Consider the following 18,647-nt stretch of genomic DNA (forward strand, 5'->3'; position numbering starts at 1 on the left):
AGTTTATTTATATGTATATCTGTCAAGATATACATATATCTTATATATGTAGTATATAAGAGCCGATTTTTTTCATTTTAAGAGAAAGATATATTAGAATTTTTGTAAAAAACGGACGCTGCAACTCGCTTCGCTCTTGCAGCTGGGGATTGGCGGACGGGACAGGTGCGTCCCACTACTTTCGCGCAGTGCCGTGTCCTGACCGCAGGTCAGGACACACGCGCTGTCGCGCTCTATGCGAATAACAAAAGAACCAGAGTTACAAGTAAACTTGCACTCTGGTTCTTCTATCATTCGCGCACTGCGCTTGTACTCCGCGATTACTGTGGCTGCTTGCCGATGTATGCAAGGATACCACCATCTACATAGAGGATGTGTCCATTAACTGCATCTGATGCTTCTGAAGCAAGGAATACAGCTGGACCAGCTAATTCTTCTGGCTTTAACCATCTCTCTGCTGGTGTCTTTGCAACGATGAATGAGTCGAATGGATGTCTTGATCCATCTGGCTGTCTCTCTCTTAATGGAGCTGTCTGAGGTGTCTCGATGTAACCAGGTCCAATACCATTACACTGGATATTGTACTTACCATACTCAGAACAAATATTTCTTGTAAGCATCTTAAGACCACCCTTAGCAGCAGCGTAAGCTGATACTGTCTCACGGCCTAATTCTGACATCATTGAGCAGATGTTGATGATCTTACCATGTCCTCTTTCGATCATTGAAGGAATTACTGCCTTTGATACGATGAATGGTGCGTTAAGATCTACGTCGATAACCTGTCTGAACTCAGCAGCTGTCATCTCGCACATAGGAATTCTCTTAATGATACCAGCGTTGTTTACGAGGATATCGATTGGTCCAACTTCCTTTGTGATTTTCTCTACAGTAGCGTTAACAGCTTCTTCGTTAGTAACGTCGCAAACATATCCGTGAGCGTCGATACCAGCTTCCTTATAAGCTGCTAATCCCTTATCTACTAATTCCTGCTTAATATCGTTGAAAACGATTTTTGCACCAGCCTTAGCCATACCACTAGCGATAGCGAAGCCGATACCATATGATGCACCAGTTACAAATGCAATCTTACCTTCAAGTGAAAAATTAACTGACATTTTAATTCTCCTTTTCCTAATAATAATTTATAAATGAAACCCTCTACAGGTTACATTCCTTAGTAAAATATGTACTGACGGATTACTTTAAATCCTTCATGTCTACCCAGTCCATATCATCGAAATCCTGGTTTTCTCCAGCCATTCCCCAGATAAATGCATATGCATGTGTAGCTGATGCTGAATGAATTGACCAGCTTGGTGAAATAACTGCTTCTTCACTTCTCATGATGATATGACGAGTTTCTGTTGGCTCACCCATGTAGTGAACAACGATATCTTCTTCTGGAATCTCGAAGTAGAAATAAACTTCCATTCGTCTGTCATGTGTATGACATGGCATTGTATTCCATACACTTCCTGGCTCAAGAGTTGTGATACCCATCTCTAACTGGCATGTCTCAACCTGACCTGGTAAAATATACTTTCTGTTAAGACGCTTATTGCATCCTTCTACAGAACCAAGCTGAAGCTTGAACTCATCCTTGATATCCTTTTCTGGATCAATAAATACTGTAGGATATGTCTTATGTGCTGGTGTTGAGTTAAAGTAGAACTTAGCTGGCTTAGAAGAATCCTCGCTCTTGAACTTAATCTCCTTAGAACCCATACCAATATAAAGACCATCTCTATATTTAAACTTATATTCAGTACCATCAACGATAACTGAACCGTTGCCACCTACATTAAAGATACCCATCTCACGTCTCTCAAGGAAATATGCAGCCTTAAGTTCAGAACCTGCCTCAAGTGTAAGTTCCTTATTAACCGGCATACATCCGCCTACGATAATACGATCAATCTGGCTGTAAACAAGCTTGAAATCATCAGCTGGGAAAAGATTCTGGATAAGAAAATCATTTCTCAGTCTTTCTGTATCATAACCCTTTACATCTCTTGCGTTAGCACCCTGTCTTACTTCCATCGTAACTCTCCTTTTCAATTCACAAACCTAGGGCAAAGCCCCGTTTGGTGTTTATAATACCACAAAAACCAATTATTTACAACTATTAACCAACTATTCCCTTTATAAGTACATTTTTTTCGACAAATTCTCGCGAAAATGTATACGCATCCTTAATCATTGTTTCTGCTTCTTTAGTCTTTTCTGCATTATCACAGTAAATTCTTGCAATCACATCACCTTTGCTGACTTTGTCGCCTATTTTCTTAGAAAGCACAACTCCAACTGATAAATCAATCACATCGTCCTTGGCTGCCCTTCCGCCTCCAAGAATCATTGAAGATTTTCCTATCAGCTCAGACTGGATTGACTGGATGTATCCATCGCTATCTGCACACACCTCTGTTATTGTATCAGATATCTTTAACTTATCTGTGTTATATACTGCGTCAGGATCTCCACCCTGGGCTTTAACGAACTCTGCCATCTTGTCCAACGCACTTCCGTCACTTATTACTCTCTCCAATTCTTTTCTTACAGTTTCTTTATCAAGGTCATCTCTTGCAGCAAGCACCATATATGTTCCAAGATTAAGGACAAGCTTAGTTAAATCCTCTGGTCCTTCACCTTTTAAAGTATTGATAGCCTCGATAACTTCAAGTGCATTTCCAACTGCATATCCTAACGGCTGGTCCATATCAGTAATAAGTGCTGTTACATTTCTTCCAGCGCCTTTTCCAATACGAACCATCTCCTTAGCAAGACTTACGGCATCAGTCTCATTTTTCATAAATGCGCCGCTTCCGGTCTTGACATCAAGAACAATCGCATCAGCACCAGAAGCCAGTTTCTTACTCATAATACTGCTTGCAATAAGCGAAATATTCTCGACCGTTGCCGTAACATCCCTTAGTGCATATATCTTCTTATCTGCAGGTGCAAGATTACCTGTCTGCCCTGTTATTGCAATTCCTATATCATTAACCTGCTTAACAAATGCTTCCTCAGACAGAGAAGTGTTAAATCCCGGAATACTTTCCAGTTTATCAATCGTGCCTCCTGTATGTCCAAGTCCTCTTCCACTCATCTTTGCAACTTTGCCGCCAAGTGCTGCAACCATAGGTGCAAGAACAAGCGAAGTCTTATCTCCAACGCCACCTGTACTGTGCTTGTCTACTTTAATTCCATTAATATCCGACAAATCCAGCTTGTCTCCGCTGTTTTCCATTGCAAGCGTCAGGTTAAGAGTCTCATCATAATCCATATGTCTGAAATATATTGCCATAAGAAGGGCAGAAGCCTGATAATCAGGTATATCCCCCCTGACATAGCCATTAACAAAGAACTCTATCTCTTCTTTAGTAAGCTTTCCACCATCTCTTTTCTTCTCTATAATATCAACCATTCTCATAATGCAGACCTCCTACATAATCTTATTAAGAAAACTCTTTCCTATCTTAACCGGTTCTGTGCCAAAAATCTCAGCCAGTGTCTGTGCTATATCAGCATAAGTGTCACCTGTTCCAAGATTAACGCCACGTTTTAAACATTTGCCATATACAAGCAGTGGAACATATTCCCTTGTATGGTCAGTTCCCTTATAGGTTGGGTCACAACCATGGTCAGCCGTAATAACAAGCATATCTGTATCTTTCATAGTGTCTAACACCTGTGACAGTCTCACATCAAATTCTTCAAGACCTCTGGCATACCCTTTATAATCTCTTCTATGTCCCCATGTTGAATCAAACTCAACCAGATTAGTATATATAATTCCTTTATTATCCTGCTTCATGTAATCAAGTGTTACATCCATTCCATCCTGATTATCATTAGTGTGCTTAGACTCTGTAAGTCCAACTCCAGCAAAAATATCATGAATCTTACCGACTCCGATTACATCAAGCCCTTTATCACAGACTCTGCACAATATATTATCCTCACTTGGCTTTAGTGAGAAATCCCTTCTGTTAGGTGTTCTCTTATAATTGCCATTCTCCCCGACAAAAGGTCGTGCAATAACTCTTGCCACAGCATTCTTTCCTGTAAGGATATGTCTTGCTGTCTCACACATTTCATAAAGTCTTTCTACCGGCACAACATCTTCATGACATGCAATCTGGAAAACTGAATCTCCTGATGTATATACAATTGGTTTTCCTGTCGCAACATGTTCATCACCAAGTTGAGCAATTATCTGTGTTCCTGAAGCCGGCTTATTGCAAAGTATTCCTGGAATTCCTGTCTTTTTAATAAATTCATCAATAATACAATCTGGAAATCCATCAGGATACACAGGAAACGGATCAGGAGAATATATTCCTGCCATCTCCCAGTGTCCAATTGTCGTGTCTTTTCCTGCAGACACTTCTGCCATTTTTCCAAAACACCCGATGGGATTATCACAACGCTCAAGGTTATGTGCACCGTCTATATTGCCTATTCCAAGCTTTACCATATTAGGAATATTAAGACCTCCATTAGCCTCTGCAGTATGTCCCAATGTATCTGCACCTTCATCTCCAAACTTAGCTGCATCCCTGGCCTCACCAATTCCAACACTATCTAAAACTATCCATATAATTCTGTTAATATTCATAGCCACGCCTCCCGACAATCTTTAATATATTGTACCACAAAGAATACTTTCTGTATTATTATTTTGCATTTTTGAAAACAAATGTTATAATCACATATACATTGTGTTTTTTATGCAAATGTAATTAATTGAATATACATTTTTAAGGAGAAAATTATATGAGTTTCGAGTTCGTCACAAAGCTTCCTACACCTACTGAAATCAAAGAACAGTACCCTGTACCAGAAGAAATAAAAACATTAAAAGCTGAAAGAGATGCTGAAATTGCTGATGTTATCACTGGCAAATCAGACAAACTTCTTGTTATTATCGGACCTTGCTCAGCAGATAATGAAACTGCTGTCCTTGATTACACATCAAGACTTGTTAAGGTTCAGGAGAAGATTAAAGACAAAGTTATTATTATTCCAAGAGTTTACACTAACAAACCAAGAACGACAGGCGTAGGTTACAAAGGAATGCTTCACCAGCCAGACCCTGAAAAAAAGCCTGATCTTCTTGCCGGTCTTGTTGCAATCAGAAAAATGCATATTGATGTAATGAAAGAGACACATCTTAGTCCTGCTGATGAAATGCTTTATCCTGAAAACTACTGGTATCTTTCAGATGTTCTTTCATATGTTGCCGTTGGTGCAAGATCAGTTGAAAACCAGCAGCACAGACTTGTATGTTCAGGAATTGATGTTCCAGCCGGAATGAAGAATCCTACAAGTGGAGATTTTTCAGTTATGTTAAATTCTGTAGTTGCTGCCCAGTCTAAGCAGACATTTATATACAGAAATTGGGAAGTTAACACACCTGGAAATCCTCTTACACACACAATATTAAGAGGTGCTGTAAACAAACACGGTCAGACTATTCCTAACTATCACTATGAGGATTTAATAAGACTTTATAACATGTATGCTGCAAGAGATCTTGAGAATCCTGCTGTTATTGTAGATGCTAACCACAGCAATTCAGGTAAGCAGTATCTTGAGCAAATCCGTATCGTCAAGGAAGTTCTTCACAGCTGCCATCACTCTGCTGATGTTAAGAAGCTTGTTAAGGGTGTTATGATTGAAAGTTATATTGAGCCGGGTAACCAGAAGGTTGGCGACGGTGTTTATGGAAAATCAATCACAGACGCATGCCTCGGATGGGCTGAATCTGAAAAGCTTTTATACGATATTGCAGACCTTGCTTAAAAACATTTTCATTATGTCGGGATTAATATAGCTTTCTGTAAATGTTCCGATTAATGTAAGTAACAATGACATACTCACAATAATGACCGTTCTTCTTAAAGTGTCAATTCTGTTTAGAAAATAATGACACATAAAGAGAACGGTCATTATATATAACAGATAATGTGGAAACAACCAGATCAAAACCATAACTACTCCCCCTGCACCGTGATACATAACAGCCTTTGTCATACATATTCCAAGACAGAATCCATTGTATAGACACAGCCAGTATACATACATTTTTCTGAATGGGGTAATCATGAATACTACCAATGTTATGAACTTCCTTAATCTGTAAGATAGCACCTCCTGCCATACATTTGCATATGCAACATTAGAATTAATGTATACAATCAGATATTCAGTTGAAAACACATCACCATAGCGCCACATTTTTATAAAGCATGTACCAAGTATAATTCCCGCAATAATTAATGCAACAAATCTTACATTCTTAATTACCCACAATAAAAAAGCCTTCATATATATCCATCAAAATGTACTTTGAATCAATATATGAAGACTTTGTCTTAATTATTCTTTTTACGGTTAAGTAAGGCATCATAAGCAAGAACTGCTGAAATTGTCTTGGAATCCTGTATCGTTCCTGCAAATATCATATCTTTAAGTTCATCCAGTGTGTATTTTTCTACATCTATGAATTCATCTTCATCAAGATGCTGACTTGTTTTTACAAGATCTGTTGCAAGATATACATCTACCACTTCATTGCAGAACGCAACCGCAGTAACAACTGATACAAGCTTAGTAAGATTATCTGACCTGTATCCGGTCTCTTCTTCAAGTTCTCTTGCTGCCGCATTAATTGTCGGCTCATCCCAGCCATTAAGACCACCTGCAGGAATCTCAATCGTCTCTCTGTCAAGTGCGTCTCTGTACTGTCTTACCATGAGAAGACGTCCATCATCTAACACCGGAACAACAGCTGCCGCTCCTCTGTGGTCAATATAATCCCATTCTGCCCTATGTCCGTCGGGAGTCTCTATAACATCTGTATATATATCAAGTATTGAACCCTTATATTTAAGAATTCTATCCACTCTTTTAATATGTTCTTTCATATTCAGCCTTTCTATATAAAAATGTTACTTAATGCTTGTACATTTGTCATAGCAGGCGTCAGTTGCTTTGATAAGTGCATTTCTGAAACCATTCTCTTCAAGTGCAGAAACAGCCTGAATTGTTGTTCCACCAGGCGAACACACTTTATCTTTAAGTACTGCCGGGTGTTCTCCTGACTCAAGTACCATCTTTGCCGAACCAAGGACAGTCTGGGCAACCAGCTTATATGCGTCATCTCTCTTTATTCCATACTTTACAACGCTATCCGCCATCGCCTCAATGAACATATATACATAGGCAGGCGAGCTGCCACTTGCACACACTATTCCATCCATAAGCTTTTCATCAACATAAACAACCTTTCCAAATGAATTAAAGAATTTATCAATAACATCTCTTTCGTCAAATGAAAAATCTGTCATATTATATGATACTCCTGTCATTCCCTCTCCAATAAGTGCAGGTGTATTAGGCATTGCTCTTACAACTCTTATGTTGCTTCCAAGAGCATTCTTTATAGACGCAATAGTAATTCCCGGTGCAATTGATATAATAACACTTTCTTCTGTTACCACATTGACAATATTCTTAAGTACTGTTGGATACATCTGTGGTTTTACTGCAAGCACAATATACTTGGCATTATTGCCACACTCTGCATTACTTTCTGCAAATCGTACGCATGTCTCAGATGATATTCTTTCGCATTTTTCTCTGTCTGGTGATGAAAATATAATATCTGATGGTGAAAATGCTGCCAAAGCACCTTTAAGCATTGCATATCCCATGTTACCCATTCCAATAAAACCAATCTTAGCCATATGTATATCCTCCCAACTATATCATGATATATAATATCTGATTATTATATACCCAGTTATTAAATAAGCTTGCTTATAAAAAGCAAGCTTATATTAATTATATTCATTTAATTATTTGTTTTCAAGTAACTTTTCTACACTTACAAGCTTTACACAGAGTACAAAAAGATCAGCAGCCTGCTTCATCTCTTCTGGAGTTGGGAATGATGGGGCAATTCTTATATTAGAGTCCTTAGGGTCCTTTCCATAAGGGAATGTTGCGCCTGCACCTGTAAGCTTAACACCTGCTTCTTTACATTTTGCAACTATTGCCTTGGCACATCCATCCATAGCATCAAATGATATAAAATATCCACCCTTAGGCTCTGTCCATGAACCAATTCCAAGTCCGCTAAGTTCTTCTTCAAGAACACTTTCAACAGCCTCAAACTTAGGTCTTATAAACTCAGCATGCTTTCTCATATGTTCCTTAAGTCCATTGATATCCTTAAAGAATCTCACATGTCTTAACTGATTAAGCTTATCATGTCCGATTGTCTGGATTGTAAGCTGCTTCTTGATATCTGCAATATTATTAGCAGATGTAGCAAGTGCTGCAATACCTGAACCTGGGAAGCTCACCTTAGAAGTTGAAGCAAACTCAAATACCATATCAGGGTTACCAGCTTTCTCACATTCACTGATGATATCAGCTATCTCATCCTTATTGTCATCATATAAATCATGGATAACATAAGCGTTATCCCAGAAAATTCTGAAATCCTCAGCAGCTGGCTTAAGTGCAGCCATTCTCTTAACTGTTTCTTCAGAATATGTATATCCCTGAGGATTAGAATACTTTGGAACGCACCAGATACCCTTTACAGAAGCATCCTTGCTTACATACTCTTCTACCATACCCATATCTGGACCAGACTCTGACATTGGAATGTTAATCATCTCAATTCCAAATCTTTCTGTGATTGCAAAATGTCTGTCATATCCAGGAACTGGACATAAGAACTTAACCTTATCAAGCTTGCACCATGGAGTATTACCAAGAATACCATGTGTGTATGCTCTCGAAATCTGGTCATACATAATATTAAGACTTGCGTTTCCATACACAATAACATGATCTGGTGTTGTTCCCATCATATCTGCCATAAGCTTCTTTGCTTCTGGAATACCATCTAAAACACCATAGTTTCTGCAATCTGTTCCATCTAAACTCTTAAGGTCTGATGAACTATTGATTGTATCAAGAAGTCCTAATGAAACATCAAGCTGCTTAGCTGATGGCTTACCTCTTGACATATCTAACGCAAGCCCCTTTGCCTTAGCTTCTGCATACTCTTTGTTCAAGCTTTCCTTTAAAACTAAAAGCTCTTCTTTACTCATATCATTGTACTGCATAATCTTCCTCCTAATCAGCATATAATCAACATGCTCTATTCTACAATGTATATTTCATAATTGCAAATATTTTTAAAAATAACTTAATATTTTAAAACATCTCTTTAAAATGCTTAATTATATTAAGTGTGTTAAAATCAAAAAAGGCTGTCACATAACGAATTAACATTATGTAACAGCCTTGGTTTATGTTAGTTTACTTTGCGTAATCTACAGCTCTTGATTCTCTGACAATACTAACCTTGATCTGACCAGGATATTCCATCTGATCCTCAATCTGCTTAGAAATGTCACGAGCCATGATTACCATATCTGAATCACTAACGACTTCAGGAACTACCATAACACGAACCTCTCTACCTGCTTGAATGGCAAAGGATTTCTCAACTCCCTTGAATGAGTTGGTAATATCTTCTAATTGTTTCAGTCTGTTTGTATAAGTTTCTAACGTTTCTCTTCTTGCACCAGGTCTTGCAGCTGAAATTGTATCAGCAGCCTGTACAAGACAAGCAATTAAGCTTTCTGGCTCAACGTCTCCATGATGTGCTTCTACTGCATTAATAACAAGAGCTGATTCTTTATATCTTCTACAAAGATCAACACCTAACTGAATATGTGAGCCTTCCATCTCGTGGTCAACAGCTTTACCAATATCATGTAATAAACCAGCACGCTTAGCCATCTTAACATCAAGTCCTAACTCTCCAGCTAAGAGACCTGTAAGCTGTGCTACTTCAATAGAATGCTTTAAAACATTCTGTCCATAACTTGTTCTGAATCTTAACTTACCTAAGAGTCTTACAAGCTCTGGATGGATACCATGTACACCAACCTCAAGGGTTGCAGCTTCACCTTCTTCTTTAATTAATGTCTCGACTTCTTTCTGAGCTTTCTCAACCATCTCCTCAATTCTTGCCGGATGAATTCTTCCATCAAGTATGAGCTTCTCAAGAGCGATTCTTGCAACCTCTCTTCTTACCGGATCAAAGCCCGACAAAACTACAGCCTCAGGTGTATCATCAATGATAAGTTCAATACCTGTAAGTGTTTCAAGAGTTCTGATATTTCTACCCTCTCTACCAATAATACGGCCTTTCATTTCGTCATTAGGAAGCTGAACTACTGATATTGTTGTCTCAGCCACATGGTCTGCGGCGCATCTCTGAATTGCATTAACAACAATTTCCTTAGCCTTCTTGTCTGCTTCCTCTTTCGCTCTGCTTTCTAATGTCTTAATCATTACAGCAGTATCATGTTTAACTTCGTCTTCAACAGTCTTTAATAGATATTCTTTTGCCTGTTCGGAGGTCAATCCTGAGATTCGTTCAAGTTCCTGCTGTCTCTTCTTCTCAAGTTCTTCAACCTTTTGCTTCTGTTTACCAAGTTCTTCTTCTTTCCTGGTAATGTTAGAGTCGCGTTTCTCTACAGCCTCAATCTTTCTGTCAAGTGTCTCTTCTTTTGAAAGAACTCTCTTTTCATACTTGCTTATCTCAGCTCGTCTTTCCTTAGTTTCCTTCTCAAGTTCGTTCTTAGTCTTTAAAGACTCTTCCTTGACTTCCAAAAGAGCTTCCTTTTTCTTGGTTTCAGCTGTCTTAAGAGCTTCATCTATTATCTCTCTTGCTTTCTCATTGGCATTACCGATTGTTGCATCGTTACGCTTGTTGATTGCATTAGACGAGATAAACCAAGTAATAGGAGCGACTATCACTAAAGTAGCAATAATTGCGATTACTATTGGAATCAACGCAGGAGCACCTCCTTATTTAGTTTTCATTGTACAAAAAATACAACAATCTAATATTATACTCAATTGTCGATTATGTCAAGGAAAAGCCCCTTAGAATCCAATGTTTTATTAATAATATCCATACTGAATCCTTTGCGATATAATGCAGCTTTGACCTTCTGAAGCTCTTTATAATCAGCGTTCTCTATATCTATATGTTTCTTTTCAACAAATGCCTTTGCCTGTTCTAATTCTATATCACTATTATCTTCATAGAATTCATCACAAACCCTGCTGATAATATCTGCATCAACGCCTTTCTGCTTTAACTTAAGTTCAATCTGTCTTCTTGGCTTATTACCTGCCTTAAAATTAACATAATTCTCTGCAAAGCGCTCATCATTAATATATCCAAACCTGGTTACATACTCTAATGCATAATCTATACACATATCAGGATAATATCCATCTCTAAGCTTGTCCTCTAAACCTTTTCTTGTATAATCCTTATTCTTAAGCAATGCCATCGCTCTTACCGTTGCACGCTTAGATAACACATCATCTATCAGAGAATCATATGCTTCTTTCCTGACAGACTCTCCATCCTTAATTCCAAACTTTCTTAATTCTGCTGCATATAAAGCAAATGCAGGCTCATAATTAATATATACAAGCCTGCGTTTCTTAGTAAGTTCTTTAATGGATGTGACAATAAGTTCAATATTATCTTCCATAACCCACCTTAATATTACTCTTCTGTATCTGCTTTCTTCTTAGCCTTAGTCTGCTTAGCATCATCAGATGCTTCTGCCTCCTTAACACCGTCCACAATTCCGTAGTGTTCTCTTACTCTTCTGTCAACTTCTTCTCTTATCTCTGGATTATCAAGAAGGAACTGCTTAGCGTTCTCTCGTCCCTGTCCAATCTTATTGCCCTCATATGAGAACCATGCTCCACTCTTCTGGATAATACCTGCATTAGAAGCAAGATCAACAAGATCTCCTTCTGTAGATATACCTTTTCCAAAAAGAATATCAAACTCTGCTTCTCTGAATGGAGGGGCAACCTTATTCTTAACAATCTTTACTCTGGTTCTGTTACCAATAACCTCACCATTCTGCTTAAGTGTCTCAATCTTTCTTACATCAAGTCTTACAGAAGAATAGAACTTAAGTGCACGACCACCTGTAGTTGTCTCCGGATTTCCAAACATAACACCAACCTTTTCACGAAGCTGGTTGATAAATATAACAACGCAGTTATTCTTGCTTACAACAGGTGTAAGCTTTCTTAATGCCTGTGACATAAGTCTTGCCTGAAGGCCTACATGTGAATCGCCCATATCACCATCAATCTCTGCTTTAGGAACAAGAGCTGCAACTGAATCGACAATTACAATATCGACTGCACCGGATCTTACCATAGTCTCTGTAATCTCAAGTGCCTGCTCGCCGCTGTCAGGCTGCGAAATATATAAATTATCAATATCAACACCAATATTCTTAGCATATACAGGATCCAGAGCATGCTCTGCATCAATAAAACCTGCAATACCGCCTCTCTTCTGTACTTCAGCAACCATATGAAGTGCAACTGTTGTCTTACCACTTGATTCAGGTCCATATATCTCTACAACTCTTCCTTTAGGAACTCCACCGATTCCCAAAGCGATATCTAGACTTAAAGAACCTGTAGGAATACATTCAACATTAAGATTAGCTGTTGATTCCCCAAGCTTCATTACAGAGCCCTTACCAAACTGTTTCTCAATATTAGAAATTGCCGCATCAAGGGCTTTCATCTTATCTTCATTAACCATACCTTAAACTCTCCTTTTGAACATGTGTTCGTTTTCTAAATAATATCTTATTATGTCTGCATTGTCAAGAACCTTTCGAACATTTATTCGTTATGTTTGTTTGTATACTGGAATAGTAAAAATATATCATATTATATATATTTTGTAAACGCCTATTTTATATTATTGTATCTTAATATAATATTTTATGCATAAATTTAACAAAATCTTTTTTACTTGCACAACCTCTCGAATGATACCTGTATCAATTCATTGTAATATTGAATCCGATGTCGTTATAAAACTCACTAAAAGCAATATTCTCTTTGTTTTGTAGGTCTTTTTTTACATTTTAAACAATGTGTCTATGCTTGATGACCCACTAAATCTTTGGAATTGCATGATGTAGTAGGTCTTTTTTTATATTTCTGCTTGGTAAAAGATAATTCTGAAGGATAAAGACCTACTCAATGCCCACTTCTTTCTCATCTAGTAGGTCTTCTCGCATATTCACGCCTCCTATACGGCTCTAAAAACCTACTCAACACTCACATCTCACTCACTTAGTAGGTCTTCACATTCCAGCTCGCTCCAGCCCACTCTAATCCCAGCAAAAAAGACCTACTCAAGCCATCTTTCAAGCTTAATAGTAGGTCTTCAACGCCATAGCAAATAATATAGTAAATAATATAATAAAACTAATAATTACAATAATCTCTACCTGTTAGTCTTAATTATATCAAGAACAAACTTAAGTGCTTCCTTCGTAGACTGACACCTTATCGTGTGCCTGTCGCCTGACAAATCACATTCTTTAACATGTGTCTCACCCTTATAGCAGCATCCAATATACACAAGTCCAACAGGCTTGTCATCTTCTCTTGAAGGTCCTGCAACACCTGTTACAGAAACACTGATATCTGCCTTAGATATTCTTACTGCTCCTTCTGCCATCTGGGCAGCAGTTTCAGCACTTACAGCTTTATACTTCTCAAGAGTCTCATGCTTAACTCCAAGAATACGTTCCTTCGCCTCATTACTATATGTAATATAGCCCTCTTTAAAAATGTCTGAAGCACCGCTTATATTAACTATAGACGAAGCAACCATGCCGCCTGTGCATGACTCAGCTGTAGTTATAGTCAGGGATTTGTTCTTTAATGTCTCAACAAGAGCCTTATCAAGACAGCCGAGATAATCAACCATTATTATTTACCCGAACCTTCCAGAAAAACTTTATAATTCTTTGCAATATAATCAATAAGAGAAATCACTGTCAATCCTAATGATATATATATGAGAACAGTATTAATAATATTCATAAATGGTACACTAAGATTAAGAACAAGCATAATAATTGTAATCATCTGAAATGCTGTCTTGAACTTGCCCCAGTAGCTTGCTGCTATAACAACACCATTATCTGATGCAACAAGTCTGAATCCGCTAATAATAAATTCTCTTGCAATTATAATAATAACAATCCATGCTGCAATTCTTTCAAGGTCAACAAGTGCAATAAGTGCAGAGCATACTAAAAGCTTATCTGCAAGTGGATCCATAAATTTTCCGAAGTTAGTAACAAGATTATACTTTCTTGCAATCTTACCATCTAAAAGGTCTGTTAAACTTGCAAGAATAAATATTCCTACTGCAATATATTTGCCACATCCAATGTTAAGATACAGACATATCAGAAACAAAGGAATCATAATAACTCTTGCAATTGTAAGTTTGTTAGGTAAATTCATTTAAACATTTTCCTCCATTATTCCCATTAAATCATATTCAGTTGAACTGGTAATCTTTACAGATACAAAATCTCCTGACATAAGTTCCCTGTCACATTCAAAGAACACCATTCCATCAACATTAGGTGCATCCTTGTACGAACGTCCGACATAAGTATTGTCCTCTGCAATATAGCCTTCAACCATAACATCAATAGTCTTTCCAACCATTTGTGCTGACTTGTCAATAGATATTTCCTGTTGCAGAGCCATAAGCTCGTCTCTCCATGTATCCATTATATCCTGGTCAATCTGGTCCGGCATTGTTGCAGCAGGAGTATCCTCTTCTCTTGAATAAGTAAATACACCAAGTCTGTCAAACTCAATTTCATCAATAAATTCCATAACCTCTTCATGGTCAGCCTGTGTCTCTCCCGGGAAGCCGGCAATAAGAGTTGTTCTTAATGCAATGTCCGGAATCTCTTTTCTCAGCTTCGCAACAATATCAAGAAGCTCCTGCTTATCTGTCTTTCTTCCCATGCGCTTTAATACATTATCACTTGCATGCTGGATTGGCATATCAAGATAATGACAGACTTTAGGCTCATTCTTAATAGCCTCGATAAGCTCATCATTAATCTCTTCCGGATAACAGTACTGAATTCTTATCCATTTGAGGTCTTCAATCTTGGCAAGCTCATGTATAAGCATTGGAAGTGATTTCTTTCCGTAAAGGTCTGTTCCATAAAGAGTTGTCTCCTGTGCTACAAGTATAAGCTCTTTTGCTCCATTGTGTACAAGGTGCTTTGCCTGCTCCACAAGATACTCAACAGGATAACTTCTGAAATTGCCACGAACCTTAGGAATTATACAGTATGTACAATGCTTATCGCATCCTTCCGCTATCTTAAGGTACTCAAAATATCCCGGCGTAGTAATAATTCTCTTTTCTTTAACAATAGGAAGTCTGTTGGCATCATCAACGACATTAAAGCCCTTACCTTCAAGCACTGAAGTAACAACCTCCGCAATCTTGTCATAAGAAGTTGTTCCTAAAAATGCATCAACCTCCGGAATCTCTTTGATAATCTCATCCTTATATCTGTGAGCAAGGCATCCTGTAACAATAAGTGCCTTACACACAGCATCTTCCTTGTGCTGTGCCATCTCAAGTATCGTGTTGATACTCTCCTGCTTGGCATCACCAATAAAACAGCATGTATTGACAACAATAACATCTGCCTGTGTTTCATCATCTGTAAACTCAAAGCCCTTATCGTTAAGGATTCCAAGCATATTCTCTGTATCTACAAGGTTTTTATCACAACCTAAAGATGCAAACATAATCTTCATATACTGCATTACCTCCTGCATAGTACTCCTCATTGTAACACATTTTTTGCAAATGTAAACATATCCCTTACATAATCTGACCATATAAAACATTATCAAACTGGCACTTTTAATAAGCCCTGAATTGTACTATTCTTTGCTGAAAATATGAATCAAAGGAGAAAAAGATAATTATGAAAGACAAAAAAACAGGTTTAATCCAGACATTAATTGGTGCTATTATTCTTGTTATCGGTATTGTGTTATGTGTCAACACATACATAGTAAAAGGTAATAAAGCATACGCATTTTCACTTCTTGTAACAATCCTTGGCATTGTTATTCTTATTGCCGGATTATACAGAACATTTTCAAAGAAAGAGAGAAAGCCTGTAGACGCAAAGGTTATTGCACAGGCTGCTTTGTGTGCCGCACTCTGCTATGTTGGTGCAACATTTATAAAGATAGACATTCCTGTTGGAACAGAAAGAACCATGTTCCACTTTGGTAATGTATTCTGCGTTCTTGCAGCTTTACTTATCGGTGGCGAATGGGGTGGTCTTTCCGGAGCAATCGGCATGACAATAAGTGATTTGTCAACAGCCTATGTAACAAGCGCTCCTAAGACATTTATTCTTAAGTTATGTATCGGTCTTATCGTTGGTTTTGTAGCACATAAGCTCTTCCACCTTTCTAAGGAACATTCTGCAAAATATGTTACTGTTGCTACTGTTGTATCAAGCATATGCGGTATGGCATTCAATATTGTTGCTGACCCTGTAGTCGGATATTTCTATAAGACATACCTTCTTGGTGTGCCTCAGGACCTTGCCAAAACACTTGCTAAAATAGGTGCGATAACCACATCTGTTAATGCAGTTATCGCTGTTATAGTTGCTTCAATCATATATCTTGCATTAAGACCAGCTATGAAAAAGCTGAATATGTTGAGAGATTTATAAAATATTTTTCGCCGCTTTGCTTTTCCTGCAGGGCGGCGGTTAAATTTCTATATTTGCATTTATATTTTAAATTTCAATTGACTTTTATCTATGATTATAGTATTTTTATAAAATAAATGGTTTTTCACTGGGTAGGGATTATTCCTGACAGGACTTGCTCGTTTCTTTTTTTATTTCTAAAAAAACAGGTATATTTCAACCTGTTCTTTCCATACTTATTATATTAAATTGCTATATATCCAATCTTACCTTAATTTCATAACCTAAGCTTTTCGAGACAATAAAATCACATTTTCAACATGCTCCGTATGCGGAAACAAATCAAATGGCTGACATGCCGTAACCTTATATCCACCCTTAATCAGCACCTTTATATCCCTTGCCTGTGTATCAGGTCCGCATGAAATGTACACAATCCTGTCTGGCTTAATCTTAAGAAGAGAATTAAGAAATTCCGGTGTGCTTCCGCTTCTTGGCGGATCCATGATAACAACATCTGCCTTTGCATTTTTTGCATACTCAACAAGGAAATCTCCTGCGTCAGCATTAACAAATGTGACATTCTTTATATTGTTAATTGAAGCATTTATCTTAGCATCTGATACAGCTTCTGAATTAAGCTCAACTCCTATAACTTTGCCAGCCTTTTTTGAGGCGACTATTCCAATAGTACCAATTCCGCAATATGCATCAATTACAGTGTCATTTTTTGATATATCAGCAAGCTGGATTGCCTTTTTGTACAGCTTTTCAGTCTGCTGGTGGTTAATCTGATAGAATGATGTCGGGCTTATTCTGAACCTGCAGCCACACAGCACATCCTCAATATAACCTTTTCCCTTAAGAACAATATTTCTATTTCCAAGCACCATGCTTGTGCGTCTGTCGTTAATATTCTGCACAATCGTAGTAATTTTCGGATGCTTTTCACATAACACCTTGAGAAAATTATTCTTTGATGGAAATGCGACTCCTGCTGTAACAATAACAAGCATAATCTCCTTTGTCGAAAATCCTTTTCTTAAAAGAATGTGTCGGATCATTCCCTTTCCCGCATCTTCGTCATATGGCTGATATTTAAATGAAGCTATTAGTTCTTTAATATCCTTAATAATGTCTGTACACTGTGAATCTTCAATCATACAGTCCGATGTATCAACTATTCTGTGGCTGTTTTCCTCGTAGGTTCCTGCTATTACATTTCTGGAATCATCAAGTCCTACAACTGCATGAACTTTATTGCGGTAATGTATTGGTCTGTACATTCCTACAATATCATCAACTTTTACATATTCGCCAAAAAGTTCTTCAATGTACTTCTGCTTAACTGCAAGTTCATTGTCATATTTCATCCCGGCATAATCACAGCCACCGCATTTTTCTGAAAATGCACAGTGAATCCGTCTTTCTTTCTCATCATATCTATTCGTCATAAAATATTTAACTCCTCATCTCTCCTCATGCTTGTAGCTCATACTCAAGATTATCGTTATGTCTTGCCTTAGCTACTCGCACAAAAGGGCAACCGCCCATACAAGCAGTTGCCCTTAACATCAGTCTTTGTTAATTATAATGAAGTATTCTCGTCTGTACTTCCAAGAATCTTAACCTTACCTTCGCAGAATTCTTTAACTGCGATTGATAATGGCTTGTCTTTCTCTGAACATCTTACAAGAGGAGTTCCAACCTGAAGCTTTCTCTCATCTTCCTTAGAGATTCTCTTCTCCTCAACCTTATCCTTGTCCTTTTCTTTCTCTTTTTCCTTGTTGCTTGCTTCAATTCTTGCCTTGGCAATCTTCTCCTCAACGCTTCTTGCATCGATGATTTCCTTAGCTCTGTTAGCAGTTGCCTTAACAATTGAATATCTGCTCTGTACTAAAGGCTGCTCGCCCTCTTCAACCTCACTGTTAATTACAGCCATTAATTCAGTATACGATGGATGTATCATTA

The 18,647-nt window shown here is 37.8% G+C and carries 18 protein-coding genes; 2 read left to right on the forward strand and 16 right to left on the reverse strand.

Annotated features, from left to right (window positions below; all coding sequences use genetic code 11):
• Positions 1-320: 320 nt before the first annotated feature.
• From EUBELI_RS05375 to EUBELI_RS05390, 4 genes are all read right to left on the reverse strand, one after another.
• On the reverse strand, positions 321-1,118 hold the full coding sequence (locus EUBELI_RS05375) for a gluconate 5-dehydrogenase (protein ID WP_012739345.1): 798 nt from the start codon (positions 1,116-1,118) through the stop codon (positions 321-323).
• An 82-nt stretch (positions 1,119-1,200) separates the two neighbouring features.
• Positions 1,201-2,043 (reverse strand): 5-dehydro-4-deoxy-D-glucuronate isomerase, encoded by an 843-nt coding sequence (gene kduI, locus EUBELI_RS05380; protein ID WP_012739346.1) that lies wholly within the window; start codon positions 2,041-2,043, stop codon positions 1,201-1,203.
• Between the two features lie 85 nt (positions 2,044-2,128).
• Positions 2,129-3,433 carry a pyrimidine-nucleoside phosphorylase gene (locus EUBELI_RS05385; protein WP_012739347.1) on the reverse strand — a complete coding sequence of 435 codons (1,305 nt, stop codon included), beginning with the start codon at positions 3,431-3,433 and terminating at the stop codon, positions 2,129-2,131.
• A gap of 12 nt (positions 3,434-3,445) precedes the next feature.
• A complete protein-coding gene (locus tag EUBELI_RS05390; RefSeq protein ID WP_012739348.1) occupies positions 3,446-4,621 on the reverse strand; it encodes a phosphopentomutase in 1,176 nt (391 codons plus the stop codon).
• Between the two features lie 158 nt (positions 4,622-4,779).
• Here EUBELI_RS05390 and EUBELI_RS05395 point away from each other — a divergent pair, with 158 nt between their 5' ends.
• Entirely contained in the window at positions 4,780-5,808 is a 1,029-nt protein-coding gene (locus EUBELI_RS05395; RefSeq protein ID WP_012739349.1) for a 3-deoxy-7-phosphoheptulonate synthase, read from the forward strand.
• Here EUBELI_RS05395 and EUBELI_RS05400 read toward each other — a convergent pair.
• The 10 genes from EUBELI_RS05400 to rimO form a co-directional block, all read right to left on the reverse strand.
• On the reverse strand, positions 5,782-6,333 hold the full coding sequence (locus tag EUBELI_RS05400) for a stage II sporulation protein M (RefSeq protein ID WP_012739350.1): 552 nt from the start codon (positions 6,331-6,333) through the stop codon (positions 5,782-5,784). The genes EUBELI_RS05395 and EUBELI_RS05400 overlap by 27 nt on opposite strands.
• Before the next feature lie 47 nt (positions 6,334-6,380).
• Complete coding sequence (locus EUBELI_RS05405) at positions 6,381-6,932, reverse strand: NUDIX hydrolase (RefSeq protein ID WP_012739351.1); 552 nt, start codon at positions 6,930-6,932, stop codon at positions 6,381-6,383.
• Between the two features lie 24 nt (positions 6,933-6,956).
• Positions 6,957-7,754, reverse strand: coding sequence for a pyrroline-5-carboxylate reductase (gene proC / locus EUBELI_RS05410; RefSeq protein WP_012739352.1), 798 nt, complete (start codon positions 7,752-7,754; stop codon positions 6,957-6,959).
• Between the two features lie 111 nt (positions 7,755-7,865).
• Positions 7,866-9,149: an aminotransferase class I/II-fold pyridoxal phosphate-dependent enzyme gene (locus EUBELI_RS05415; RefSeq protein WP_041688107.1), complete on the reverse strand. Its 1,284-nt coding sequence runs from the start codon at positions 9,147-9,149 to the stop codon at positions 7,866-7,868.
• Between the two features lie 196 nt (positions 9,150-9,345).
• Entirely contained in the window at positions 9,346-10,854 is a 1,509-nt protein-coding gene (gene rny, locus EUBELI_RS05420) for a ribonuclease Y (protein ID WP_408606596.1), read from the reverse strand.
• Positions 10,855-10,955: 101 nt separating this feature from the next.
• Positions 10,956-11,609: a regulatory protein RecX gene (locus EUBELI_RS05425; RefSeq protein ID WP_012739355.1), complete on the reverse strand. Its 654-nt coding sequence runs from the start codon at positions 11,607-11,609 to the stop codon at positions 10,956-10,958.
• A 14-nt stretch (positions 11,610-11,623) separates the two neighbouring features.
• Positions 11,624-12,694, reverse strand: a complete 1,071-nt coding sequence (gene recA / locus EUBELI_RS05430; RefSeq protein WP_012739356.1) for a recombinase RecA — start codon at positions 12,692-12,694, stop codon at positions 11,624-11,626.
• A 696-nt stretch (positions 12,695-13,390) separates the two neighbouring features.
• The gene (locus EUBELI_RS05435) at positions 13,391-13,879 is read right to left on the reverse strand and encodes a CinA family protein (protein WP_012739357.1); all 489 of its coding nucleotides are present in this window, start codon (positions 13,877-13,879) and stop codon (positions 13,391-13,393) included.
• A 2-nt stretch (positions 13,880-13,881) separates the two neighbouring features.
• Positions 13,882-14,424: a CDP-diacylglycerol--glycerol-3-phosphate 3-phosphatidyltransferase gene (gene pgsA / locus EUBELI_RS05440; protein WP_012739358.1), complete on the reverse strand. Its 543-nt coding sequence runs from the start codon at positions 14,422-14,424 to the stop codon at positions 13,882-13,884.
• Complete coding sequence (rimO, locus tag EUBELI_RS05445) at positions 14,425-15,756, reverse strand: 30S ribosomal protein S12 methylthiotransferase RimO (protein WP_041688604.1); 1,332 nt, start codon at positions 15,754-15,756, stop codon at positions 14,425-14,427. It lies immediately after the preceding gene.
• A 173-nt stretch (positions 15,757-15,929) separates the two neighbouring features.
• Here rimO and EUBELI_RS05450 point away from each other — a divergent pair, with 173 nt between their 5' ends.
• On the forward strand, positions 15,930-16,697 hold the full coding sequence (locus EUBELI_RS05450) for an ECF transporter S component (RefSeq protein ID WP_012739360.1): 768 nt from the start codon (positions 15,930-15,932) through the stop codon (positions 16,695-16,697).
• Positions 16,698-16,960: 263 nt separating this feature from the next.
• On the opposite strand, the gene rlmD is transcribed toward EUBELI_RS05450, so the two are convergent.
• Together rlmD and rpoZ are read right to left on the reverse strand one after the other, a co-directional pair.
• Complete coding sequence (rlmD, locus tag EUBELI_RS05455) at positions 16,961-18,130, reverse strand: 23S rRNA (uracil(1939)-C(5))-methyltransferase RlmD (protein WP_012739361.1); 1,170 nt, start codon at positions 18,128-18,130, stop codon at positions 16,961-16,963.
• Between the two features lie 134 nt (positions 18,131-18,264).
• Positions 18,265-18,645, reverse strand: a complete 381-nt coding sequence (gene rpoZ / locus EUBELI_RS05460) for a DNA-directed RNA polymerase subunit omega (protein WP_049777911.1) — start codon at positions 18,643-18,645, stop codon at positions 18,265-18,267.
• Positions 18,646-18,647 lie beyond the last annotated feature (2 nt).

Origin of the sequence: [Eubacterium] eligens ATCC 27750 (assembly GCF_000146185.1) — a bacterium.
Taxonomy (GTDB): Bacteria; Bacillota; Clostridia; order Lachnospirales; family Lachnospiraceae; genus Lachnospira; species Lachnospira eligens.

Coding starts and splice junctions, on each gene's coding strand:
- EUBELI_RS05435 (WP_012739357.1), bottom strand. CDS start 13,879: ATGGTTGATTATCTCGGCTGTCTTGATAAGGCTCTTGTTGAGACATTA.
- kduI (WP_012739346.1), bottom strand. CDS start 2,043: ATGGAAGTAAGACAGGGTGCTAACGCAAGAGATGTAAAGGGTTATGAT.
- EUBELI_RS05395 (WP_012739349.1), top strand. CDS start 4,780: ATGAGTTTCGAGTTCGTCACAAAGCTTCCTACACCTACTGAAATCAAA.
- EUBELI_RS05400 (WP_012739350.1), bottom strand. CDS start 6,333: ATGAAGGCTTTTTTATTGTGGGTAATTAAGAATGTAAGATTTGTTGCA.
- EUBELI_RS05425 (WP_012739355.1), bottom strand. CDS start 11,609: ATGGAAGATAATATTGAACTTATTGTCACATCCATTAAAGAACTTACT.
- rpoZ (WP_049777911.1), bottom strand. CDS start 18,645: ATGATACATCCATCGTATACTGAATTAATGGCTGTAATTAACAGTGAG.
- pgsA (WP_012739358.1), bottom strand. CDS start 14,424: ATGAATTTACCTAACAAACTTACAATTGCAAGAGTTATTATGATTCCT.
- recA (WP_012739356.1), bottom strand. CDS start 12,694: ATGGTTAATGAAGATAAGATGAAAGCCCTTGATGCGGCAATTTCTAAT.
- proC (WP_012739352.1), bottom strand. CDS start 7,754: ATGGCTAAGATTGGTTTTATTGGAATGGGTAACATGGGATATGCAATG.
- rlmD (WP_012739361.1), bottom strand. CDS start 18,130: ATGACGAATAGATATGATGAGAAAGAAAGACGGATTCACTGTGCATTT.
- EUBELI_RS05405 (WP_012739351.1), bottom strand. CDS start 6,932: ATGAAAGAACATATTAAAAGAGTGGATAGAATTCTTAAATATAAGGGT.
- EUBELI_RS05375 (WP_012739345.1), bottom strand. CDS start 1,118: ATGTCAGTTAATTTTTCACTTGAAGGTAAGATTGCATTTGTAACTGGT.
- rimO (WP_041688604.1), bottom strand. CDS start 15,756: ATGAAGATTATGTTTGCATCTTTAGGTTGTGATAAAAACCTTGTAGAT.
- EUBELI_RS05385 (WP_012739347.1), bottom strand. CDS start 3,433: ATGAGAATGGTTGATATTATAGAGAAGAAAAGAGATGGTGGAAAGCTT.
- EUBELI_RS05450 (WP_012739360.1), top strand. CDS start 15,930: ATGAAAGACAAAAAAACAGGTTTAATCCAGACATTAATTGGTGCTATT.
- EUBELI_RS05415 (WP_041688107.1), bottom strand. CDS start 9,149: ATGCAGTACAATGATATGAGTAAAGAAGAGCTTTTAGTTTTAAAGGAA.
- EUBELI_RS05390 (WP_012739348.1), bottom strand. CDS start 4,621: ATGAATATTAACAGAATTATATGGATAGTTTTAGATAGTGTTGGAATT.